Origin of the sequence: Lysinibacillus sp. FJAT-14745 (assembly GCF_001275675.1) — a bacterium.
Classification (GTDB): Bacteria; Bacillota; Bacilli; order Bacillales_A; family Planococcaceae; genus Lysinibacillus.
In genome coordinates, this window is record NZ_LITM01000002.1 from 1 (window position 1) to 9,883 (window position 9,883).

At 34.6% G+C, this 9,883-nt stretch carries 11 protein-coding genes; 4 read left to right on the top strand and 7 right to left on the bottom strand.

The features are described from left to right. A partial coding sequence (locus AMS59_RS01415) for an IS4 family transposase (protein ID WP_053481994.1) occupies positions 1 to 1,088 on the bottom strand: 1,088 nt, incomplete at its 3' end. A 230-nt stretch (positions 1,089 to 1,318) separates the two neighbouring features. On the opposite strand from AMS59_RS01415, the gene AMS59_RS01420 reads away from it, so the two are divergent. Both AMS59_RS01420 and AMS59_RS01425 read left to right on the top strand, forming a co-directional pair. Continuing rightward, entirely contained in the window at positions 1,319 to 1,723 is a 405-nt protein-coding gene (locus AMS59_RS01420; protein ID WP_053481995.1) for a VOC family protein, read from the top strand. A gap of 248 nt (positions 1,724 to 1,971) precedes the next feature. Beyond that, a complete protein-coding gene (locus AMS59_RS01425; RefSeq protein ID WP_053481996.1) occupies positions 1,972 to 3,129 on the top strand; it encodes a Ger(x)C family spore germination protein in 1,158 nt (385 codons plus the stop codon). 289 nt (positions 3,130 to 3,418) lie between these two features. On the opposite strand, the gene AMS59_RS01430 is transcribed toward AMS59_RS01425, so the two are convergent. From AMS59_RS01430 to AMS59_RS01455, 6 genes are all read right to left on the bottom strand, one after another. Beyond that, positions 3,419 to 3,673, bottom strand: a complete 255-nt coding sequence (locus AMS59_RS01430; RefSeq protein WP_053481997.1) for a hypothetical protein — start codon at positions 3,671 to 3,673, stop codon at positions 3,419 to 3,421. 126 nt (positions 3,674 to 3,799) lie between these two features. Beyond that, a complete protein-coding gene (locus AMS59_RS01435) occupies positions 3,800 to 4,045 on the bottom strand; it encodes a hypothetical protein (protein WP_053481998.1) in 246 nt (81 codons plus the stop codon). A gap of 134 nt (positions 4,046 to 4,179) precedes the next feature. Beyond that, positions 4,180 to 4,899, bottom strand: coding sequence for an MBL fold metallo-hydrolase (locus AMS59_RS01440; protein WP_053481999.1), 720 nt, complete (start codon positions 4,897 to 4,899; stop codon positions 4,180 to 4,182). 276 nt (positions 4,900 to 5,175) lie between these two features. Further along, positions 5,176 to 6,087 (bottom strand): DnaD domain protein, encoded by a 912-nt coding sequence (locus AMS59_RS01445; RefSeq protein WP_053482000.1) that lies wholly within the window; start codon positions 6,085 to 6,087, stop codon positions 5,176 to 5,178. 189 nt (positions 6,088 to 6,276) lie between these two features. Further along, positions 6,277 to 6,696 (bottom strand): hypothetical protein, encoded by a 420-nt coding sequence (locus AMS59_RS01450; protein WP_053482001.1) that lies wholly within the window; start codon positions 6,694 to 6,696, stop codon positions 6,277 to 6,279. A 189-nt stretch (positions 6,697 to 6,885) separates the two neighbouring features. Further along, the gene (locus AMS59_RS01455) at positions 6,886 to 7,194 is read right to left on the bottom strand and encodes a hypothetical protein (protein WP_053482002.1); all 309 of its coding nucleotides are present in this window, start codon (positions 7,192 to 7,194) and stop codon (positions 6,886 to 6,888) included. 581 nt (positions 7,195 to 7,775) lie between these two features. Between AMS59_RS01455 and AMS59_RS01460 the strand changes: the two genes are divergently transcribed. Together AMS59_RS01460 and AMS59_RS01465 are read left to right on the top strand one after the other, a co-directional pair. Beyond that, on the top strand, positions 7,776 to 8,315 hold the full coding sequence (locus tag AMS59_RS01460) for an RNA polymerase sigma factor (RefSeq protein ID WP_053482003.1): 540 nt from the start codon (positions 7,776 to 7,778) through the stop codon (positions 8,313 to 8,315). Continuing rightward, entirely contained in the window at positions 8,293 to 9,663 is a 1,371-nt protein-coding gene (locus AMS59_RS01465) for an anti-sigma factor (RefSeq protein ID WP_053482004.1), read from the top strand. The genes AMS59_RS01460 and AMS59_RS01465 overlap by 23 nt, the downstream gene beginning before the upstream one ends. The last annotated feature ends 220 nt before the right edge of the window (positions 9,664 to 9,883 follow it).

The window sequence follows — 9,883 nt, forward strand, 5'->3', positions numbered from 1 at the left end:
AAAAGTTCTTCAACGTATGTTCGCCATTTCAAAGGAAGCGCATGCCAAAGAAACAGGCGTGTAAAACCTGCGAATGACAATACTTCTACGTCTGTTTTTGAATGGATTCTTGTATGTATAAACTTCAATAAAACATAGGCTATTAACGCTGCGAAGAGCTGACTAAATACGTCATTGGGTGTTGTACCAAATAACACGGGCACATTTAAATTTTGTTTGATCCAGCGAAAGAACGATTCAATTACCCAACGTTCCTTGTACATGCCTGCGATTTCTTCTGCCGTTACATAGCGAAGATTCGTGACAACGCGTACAATGGCACCTTCGTAATCGGTAAACTCGACAACACGGTGTCGTTCTTCGGTTTGTTTTTGAGCAGTGCCTAACGTGCAGGTGAAATCAGCGACGATATTTGTCCCTTCAACGGCCGTTCTTTTTAACGATTTTTTACGGTTTAGCTGAATATTATCTTTTAATCGAATGACAAAATCCTGTTTTGTTGTCACATATCGATCGACTTTATCAATGGAAAAATAGGCACGGTCGGCCACTAAAATAAAGTGTTTATCTTCAAGTAGGACACCAATTGGGCCATCATGCTTAAGCCCAGTCGTTTCAACGATTTGAAGGGGCATCCCCGTTTGATTTGTATAGCTGACGTGTAGTTTTATCCCTGAACGTTCACCATGGTAAAGAGCCCAAGGTAACCGATTTTTCCCGACTGTAATTGTTGTCGAATCAATCGCCAGAAGTTCTTTTTTCACCTTTAGAGAGCGCCTCGCCGATCGATTTAATCGACTGACAATCACCTCGAAAATCCGTTTCACGATGAGGTAATTTAGTTCACCTAAACGTTTGGAAAGCGTGGAATAATCTACTGATTTCAAACCTTGCGCTGGGGCAACATCTGCAGCGTGCCGCAAGCTTTTCCATTCAAATGTAGCAGCACCTACCAAGTAGTTTAAAAGTGTTGGGACATCACATTTACGAGCTTTGTCTTCAAACTGAAATTCAGCGAGAATCTCGTCGATTTCTTCCTGTGAAATAAAGTTTTGAAGTAGTGTGAAAATCGTGGTATTCTTAGCCATGAGAGATTCCTCCTTGTAAAGGTTTGTGTGGTAACTTACATTTTACACGGAATCTCTCTTTTTTATTAGTTTTTTATGGAGAAAATTAGTTAATCAACAGACGTGNTGGTAACTTACATTTTACACGGAATCTCTCTTTTTTATTAGTTTTTTATGGAGAAAATTAGTTAATCAACAGACGTGGTAATTTATATTAAAATATGACTATAAAGCAAAAGGAGAAATAATTTATGGTTGAAAAATACGTGCATCACATTTGCATACAAACGAATACATATGCTGAGTCTTTAAATTTTTACACAGAAGTATTAGGTTTTGAACTAGTACAGGAGTCACCAAATTTCCACGATAGACATATTAATACTTGGCTAAAGCTCGGAGCCTTTTATATTGAACTCCAAACTGGGAAATATCATGAAGATCTTGATGCATGTAATTCAAATGCTCAAGGCATTGTCCACTTCTGTTTATGGGTTGATAATCTAAGTCAAGAAGTAGAACGATTAAAAGATATGAATGTTAATTTTATTCGTAAAAATGACGAAATTATTTATAAAGTTGAAAATGGTCAGCTTTGTAAATTAAAAGCACCTGAAGGAACCATTATAGAATTTCGCGATAATAAAGGAATTTAAAGTGATCCGGGGATGGATTTTCTTCATCCTTTGCTTTCACTAAATTTCGAACGTAAATTAATAACTATTTCCCAAGAATACGCCAGGTCTCATTCTAATGATGAGTCCTGGTCTTTTGTTTAAATGGCTTAATGAAGCTATCCTAAGATTTTCACTACTTATAATCCTCTCATATTTTGTCCAAGCTATATACAAAACCCCTTTACTCCACAAAACTACACAGAATTTCTAAAAGTAGGGATTAAAAAATGAAGAAAAAAATTGCGTTAATAGTGAGTTTAGCAGTTGTACTATTACTTTCGGGATGTTGGGATGTTACTGAACCACAAAGAATGTACTATATTGACGGAATTGGTATCGATTATAAAGATGGCCAATATGAAATATATATGCAAATTATCAATTTTTCTACTGTTGCTAAATCTGAAGCGCCTCCTTCACAAGCACCACCGTCAGAAATTGGATTTGCTAAAGGTAAAACGATGGAAGAAGCCTTTTTTAAATTATATCGCTCCATCGATCAAAAAATATTCTGGGGACATATGACTTTTCTTCTTTTCTCAGAGGATGCCTTGAAAAATGAGCATTCGATACCTGTTATTGACAGTTTTTTACGTCATCGGCAAACTAGATATCAAATATTGACTTATTGTACAAAGGATCACATTAAAGATGTTCTTTTAGTCACACCGATGTTAAATAAATCGTTAACAGCTTCAAAACTAAGCAATCCATTACGTACACAGGAAATAGAAACATATGTAGAGCCCGTTGATTTACGAAACTTACTTATCTCCTTAGATGAGCCGAGTCATGAAGTGAATATTCCATTTGTTTCAATCAACAAAAATTGGGAGACGACCGAAGAGCCCACAACGGAAACTGCATTAACAGGTTTCGGGGTAGTTTCAAAGAATGGATTTAAAGGCTATCTAATGGATGGGGATGCAAGAGGTATCCAATGGATGTTTAGTAAAAAAACTCGAGGAGACGTAACCATTAAATTAGACAATAAAGAAAAAGAATACTTATCAGTCGACTTAGAAAAATTAAGTACGGAGATAAAACCAATTGTAAAAAACAATGAAGTAACATTTGAAGTTGATATAAAATTAAATGCAATCATCAATGGTTTCAAAGGAAAAGTTAGCACCGATCAAATAAGAAACGGTGTTATTAAGGCAGTTAAAAAAGATATTAAAAAAACATATGACGAGGGCTTAAAAATAGATGTTGATGTTTTCCGCTTATCAGAACAGCTATATCGAAAAAACGTAAAGGTATGGAAAAAGATACAAAAGGATGGCAAGGTAACGTTAACAGAAAATTCACTTAGTAAAATAAATATTACCGTTAATAAAGTTAATCCTGGTCGAAAAACATTTGCTGAAACAATACAAGAATAGCTATATAAAACACAACTGTGTCAACTATCTAACGATATATTCAATTCATTGAAATAAATTCTCATTAGAACTTTGATTTTTTGTACTATGTGTTATAATGCTAATAATGGCTAAAACCATTACAAGGGCAAGACCAATTCTGAGCTGTAGCGTTGTCATACGCTACAGCTTTTTATGTTGTTACTTTTTGAAAATAAATAAAAATGTATGAGAAATTATGTATGAAAATTTTGAAGTTCGCTTACATATAAATTTAAACGTTATACCCTTTACGAATACTAATTCCTTGTTAATTCAAAGTTATATTTTTTGTTTCTAAGAACACTTCAACAGTCATATCTTCGACTTCTCTCGTATACCATGCAAGTTTGGCACCATAATTTTTTTTATTATAATTTACTTGCAATGGCCAAAAATTATTGGTTGCGTAGGTGTAATCAAATTTCACATATAGTTCCTTCCCTTCAGGACATTCCATAATAACTTTATACAAAGGGTTTTTTCTTTCTGTTTCAAATTTAATTTTTCTAATTTTAGTTAACACAAATGACCCTCCCTTTATTAAGAGATAGAATTGACTAGGTGTTATTCATTATGATTGCCTCCCACCCATCTGTGAAAGGCGCTTTAAGCATTGTACGAGACAACATCTAGCAGGTTTTTCAATAGCTTAATCGGACGACGCCCCACTATCACTGCAACTAGACGTATCACTGTAACTAGAAACATTGTCCGAACAATTATGTGTATTTGAATCTTCTACGGATACAAATGTAGCTGTTGAACTATAATCAATATGGGTACTCGCATGATTGGAACGACTTTTTGAACGATCAGAATTTGGCGATTCCTTTTTTAAGATGTTAATCACCGCCACTAAAATCATTAATCCTATCATTACAAGAAAGAATCCCATTTTTCTCTCCCCCCTTTCGGAAAACAACTTAATTTTATCATCCGGTGATTCAATTATCATATTTAACCATTTTTTGATTTAGAAGACGTTGATTTCCGCTACGAGGCTACCCGCATTTCTGAAGGCGAACGTCCTTAAAATTCGTTCGTCACCACATTGAACCCTAACATTTCAGCTTCTTGACGGTCAAAGCCTTCATCTAAATGCATACACCAAAATTTTGAACGTAATTCAGGGCGAACTAACTCACTCAGTTTTCGTAATGACAAGTGCACATTGCCTTCATAATCAGCTTTACACGTATCGACATAAACATAATCGTAGACCTTGTTCGATTCATTTGGATTTCGTAAAGATGCTTTCAGGCTATTTGTATCACCTGTATAATAAATAAGTTTGTCATCTATATATAATTCAATTGAATAAGAAGGTAACTCTTTAACATGACTAGACCATTCGAATAGTACTTTACAGAAATTAAGTGTGTATTGTGTATCTGATTGGCATTTTTTTGTTAAGCAATGAACGCCTGGGATAATACCATTAATAGTCAACAATTCTTCAATTTTCACATCATGAACGGAATATAAAGAAACATTAGGTTTTCCCATTTCACCATGGCCATAATAGCTATAAAAAATAAAATCAGCAAGACTTCCCACGTGGTCCGCATGAGTATGCGTGATCAATACATGGATGTGCTCGATACCTTCCAGTAAATTATTTTCCTTAATGCGGTGAAAAATATTGCTACCACAATCAATAAGCAACATCTGATTTCCTACTTTATAATACGCTGCATTATTACCTAATTTCGTATTGAATGCACTTCCTGAGCCAATAAATTTCAACATAATGCGAGCTCTCCATTTCCATTAGCTTGAGTTATTTTATAAACCACCTTTTAAAGCTAATTGTAACCTCATGTTTCTAGTACATACTTGAAGTTTTCTGCAAAAAAGCAACATCTTATTAGCCCTTTTGCGATATAGAAAACTTTTATTTTATAGTACCATATTATGAAAAATCAGGTTTTACATTGATCTATCTGAGGGACCTGCTCAAAATGATCTGAGTAAGGTCCCTCTTTATTGTCATCTCTAAAAAGCTATGAACTTGGTTAATATCTTTCACCTTGCGCTCTCAGTTATCCCCCTACATTTCCCCAATATTTTTTGACGTTCAGCTTCAAAATCTATAGCTTGCCCAGCTTCTAGATCACTATAATTTTCATGGCGTTGATGGAACCAATCTGGGACAATCTCTTTACGGCCTTGTAGATTGGATCGATTAGTACGTTGTTGTTTTTGAGCCGCAAATCGAAGTTTGTCCGCTTCTACTTCCTCAATTGTTGTAAACTTCTTCTTAATCCAATCGTCTAAAATCTTTTCAACGTAATTCCAACGAAGCACGTTGCTTTCTACTGCTTGCTTCATAGCATGAATTACTAGGTCTTCCGACAGATCATCAATCCAATGACCAATTTTATATGTGACATGAGCAGCTAGAGAACCAAAGCCATTTTGCTCGTAAAATTGGAATGCCGTTTGTAGTTTTGGAATGTTTTCTTCTGCGGAATGATCCTTATAATAATTATTATTGTTATTTAGTAAATTATTATTTAGTGATTTATTATTAATTAGTATTGCTGGATTTTCCGGTAACGGGTTTTCCGTCAATGGGTTTTCCGTCAATGGGTTTTCCATCACCGGATTAACCGTTATCGGATTTTCACTATACGGTTCAACTTGTGGTGTTTCGAACACTGAGAGTTCTACTTTCCTAAATTTACCGTTATTTGTTCTACCCTGTACTTTGTGTACATAGCCAGTTTTCGATAGCTCCTTAATGATGTTAGCAGTAGATTCACGACTGCATTTACTATGTGTAGCTAAATCAGTAATACAAAATGACCAATCATCTGGCAATGACAACATATAAGCAAGCAAACCTTTTGCTTTCCAGCTTAAACGAGTGTCATTCAGAAACCCTTTGTCTAACACAACATAATTCTCCTTTTTACGAACCCTAAATATTGCCATGATGTCCCTCCTTTTGTCTTGTAAGTACTTTGAGGCATTCCTCATTCATTAACTTATATACTGATTTTGCTCAAAATAAGGGACAAATATTTAGAATAAAACAGGGATTTTCTCGCTTAAAAAGGCAAAAAAATAGGACATGCTACAATTGCATGCCCTGCTTTTTCCTTTATATGGCCCGTCAACGTTTTATTTATATAACTCTTTATAAACAATTACTTTTAATGCCGTCATTTCTTCGTCTGTTAATTTACCTTCCATTTCTTGAATGACCTGTTCTTTCGTCATTGAACCATTTTGTACTTTTACTCTTATATTATTAAGCTCCGAAATCCCAACTTTTTGAATTAATACTTTTGTAGCCTCTTCTTTTGTTGTAAACGGTAATTTGCTGCTGTCTGCCGTTTTAGCCTCTTCCATAAATGATTTTAGTTGAGGGTCACGTTCAATCGTATTTTTAATTTCATCCATTTGCCCACTTTGCTCTAACTCAGTTGAAATATTATCAACGACCTTATCGGATGCAAACTTTATACCATAATGATAAACCCCATAACCAATAACACCGAGGATAATTACAATGATCAGAAGGAATTTAATGAATCTCATACTCTCACACTCCTTATACATTATAATACTATATAGTGTGGAAAGATGAAAAATGATAACCTTGCAAACAAGGACTTTTTCAATATTATTCCTCTTTTAACAAATCCAAGAGCCTATGCAAGGTGTGGATAGAGAATTTAAGTAAAAATTAATCTCCCGGTTAAAATTTTTTGACCGGGAGATTTTTGTTTATTTGACATACTTCAAATACTTTTTCACAAAATCTATAATGTAATGCACTTCTTCTTCTGAAATATTAAATAGACTGCTAACTTTTCGTAGTTTAGCTGGTGATTTTAATTGTTCAATTACTTGTTCAATTCTCATGTTTTTACATTTACGAGGGTTTACACAATCTCGAATCTGCTTGTAACGAAAGTAAGCATAGCGAGCAAAAGCATTTAACATCTCTCGCTCCTGCTCATCTCGTTGTAATTTTTTTGCAGCTTCATCGATTATTTCTGACTCAAATGTCCTTGTACCATCTGTTAATTGCATCGTACCACCTCTTTCGTTGCGTAAAGTTGATTGACAAACATGCTGCAACTTAATCAACTTGCATGAAGCTTGCCTCCATCACACCTTTTCATAGCTATTAGATGCATCAGAAAAAGCCACATCTAGTTAAATGTGACTCTTTTTGTATTTTTGTTCTGTTAGTGCATCCTAAACATTAACTTCATAACAGCTGTATTTCATTAACTCTTAGCTTCCGCTTCAATAAATGGTTTGTGTTTTACTTCCCTTTTCTTGTCTTTATTAATTTAAATTCTCTTATTTATCCATAGAACGACTCCGTTCCGCTAACAGTGAAGCTCTGCAATATCTATCTTTCCCCCACAACAGAACAGATTATAAAAAGCTACTTAAAAAATATATTTTTACTATAATTAAAATTATAGTTTCAATTTTTATCCAATGGAGCTTGAATTCCCCTTTTATTAAAAAAGACTAAAAACAGAGAGCGCAAGGAACTAGATTTATAGCCTATTTTAAATAGAGTCATTTTCCGAATTTTTTTCCATTCAGCTGAGATTTTTTGAAAAATTTTACGTTTTTAATGTAAGGAGGTGGATTTTGTGAATGCACAGCTTATAGAAAAAATCATAGCTGGTGATCAACAAGCATTTCGCATCATTGTTGATACATATAAGCAACCACTCGTCAGCTATTTAACGTATCAGACGAAAGATGAGGAATTGGCGAAGGATATTGCGCAAGAAACGTTTATTAAATGCTATGAAAACTTACCTAAGTTTAAGGGTGGCTCTTTTAAAGCATGGCTCTTTCGGATTGCGATTAATCAACTTATCGATTTTAAACGGAAGCATAAAGAAGTTGCGACAACACTTGAGGAAACGCCCTCATTATGCACACCAGAATCAGTAGTGATTGCAAAAGAACAGAAAGAGCTGCTACAACAATGGCTAATAACATTGGACGATAAAACGCGTCAAATTTTTATTCTTAAGTATGCTAGTAACAGCACATATGAAGAAATCGCTGAAACACTTCAAATTCCAATAACTGAGGTGCGAAATCGTCTTTATAGAACAAAAATTCGTCTACGAAAATCCAAGTTGAAGGGAGATATGAATGGTGAATTGCTTATCGACTGAAGAAATGTATGATTTTATCGATGGACGACTTGATGAATCAATGACGCAAATTGATACGCATATCCAATCATGTGCAAATTGCTCTGCACTATTTGAGGAGCTGCTTGAAACAGAACATGCACTATGCACCATGTTCCCACCTGTAAATGTTGATGCTACTTTTACAAATCAAGTAATGGATCAATTACCGAAGGAAAAGACTGAACTTCCAAAAAAACGAAACTGGCGGGCCACTTTCGCAACAGTTTTCGTCACAGCAGCATTATTATTTCTAGTATTTTCGATATTACAGAAAGAATCCTCAACCAGTTCTCCCTCTGTAATGATACGTGTAAAGGACGTCAAGGTAACCGATACTCTCATTGAAGTGACGTTAACTACATCCGGCTATAACGGTGGTGAACTTTTCTTTAATGAATCGAACGAAGGTAATGTAAATGATGTATCACTCGTTCTACCAAACGGAGAAACCCAATCAATTGGTAGTTATGCAGAACCATCAACTAATGAAATTACCTATGGGTTCTCATTATTTGATGTCCCTTACCCTGAATTTAAATTAGTTTTTGACTTTAAACACATATATGACATTGATGGACAATGGTCGTTTGAAGTACCTATTGACAGAAAGGAATTGTTAGCCAAAACGAAAGATATCACGCTTCATTCTTCTTTTAAGAGGGACGGCATTGACGTAAATTTCATACGGGCACAACATGGACCATACAACTCATCATTCAAATTTGAAACAAAATTCACGGATGATATGGCAACATTTATAGAACAACAAGTAGCACAATATACTGCTGATTTACCATTAGCTGAAAAAGATGCTTATGTAGGTTATAATGCACAAATTCTGTATGAAGTAATTAACGCAGATGGAAAAACTTTAAAACGCTCAATTCCTGAAGATAACATAAATATACAGAATGATCGATATGCTCATACCGACACACTTAGCACATATCCAAGCATACGTGATGGAGGACATTTATCTGTGATAGGTGCTAAATTTGAGTTGCCAACGAATGTCAGACATCCACTAACAGTTGACCAATTACCTTATACATTCACCTATAAAGATACAGAATATGAAGTGAAGCTCCTTCCAGATCAACGTCTTGAAATTTCTTCAGACGCAAAGTCAGCGACGATTAGTAGCTGGGATATTACAGTCGATCATAAAATAGCATGGGATACAGCCCGATTCCGAAGAGATAAAGAGAAAAAATATACGACCTTTACAATAAAGAAAGACATTCAGTTAGATTCTTTCATTCTTTACGGTCAAACAGAAACAAGATATGTTTATTTTGATAAACCAATTGATGTAGATGTTCACTAAAAGTGGAAACAAATTACTTTTACTCATAAAATAAATCAACTCGAAATAGTATCTATTTATAGACCTTCTGAATTTGACACAAGATTTATTCAGAAGGATTTTTTTTATTAAGTCATAAATTATAATATACATACATCTTTTAATTTGGCTCATCACCAAAATCCGGGGATGACAAAATCAATGACCTGTTTCCAAACGTAAACGGAGGAAAAGATGGGCA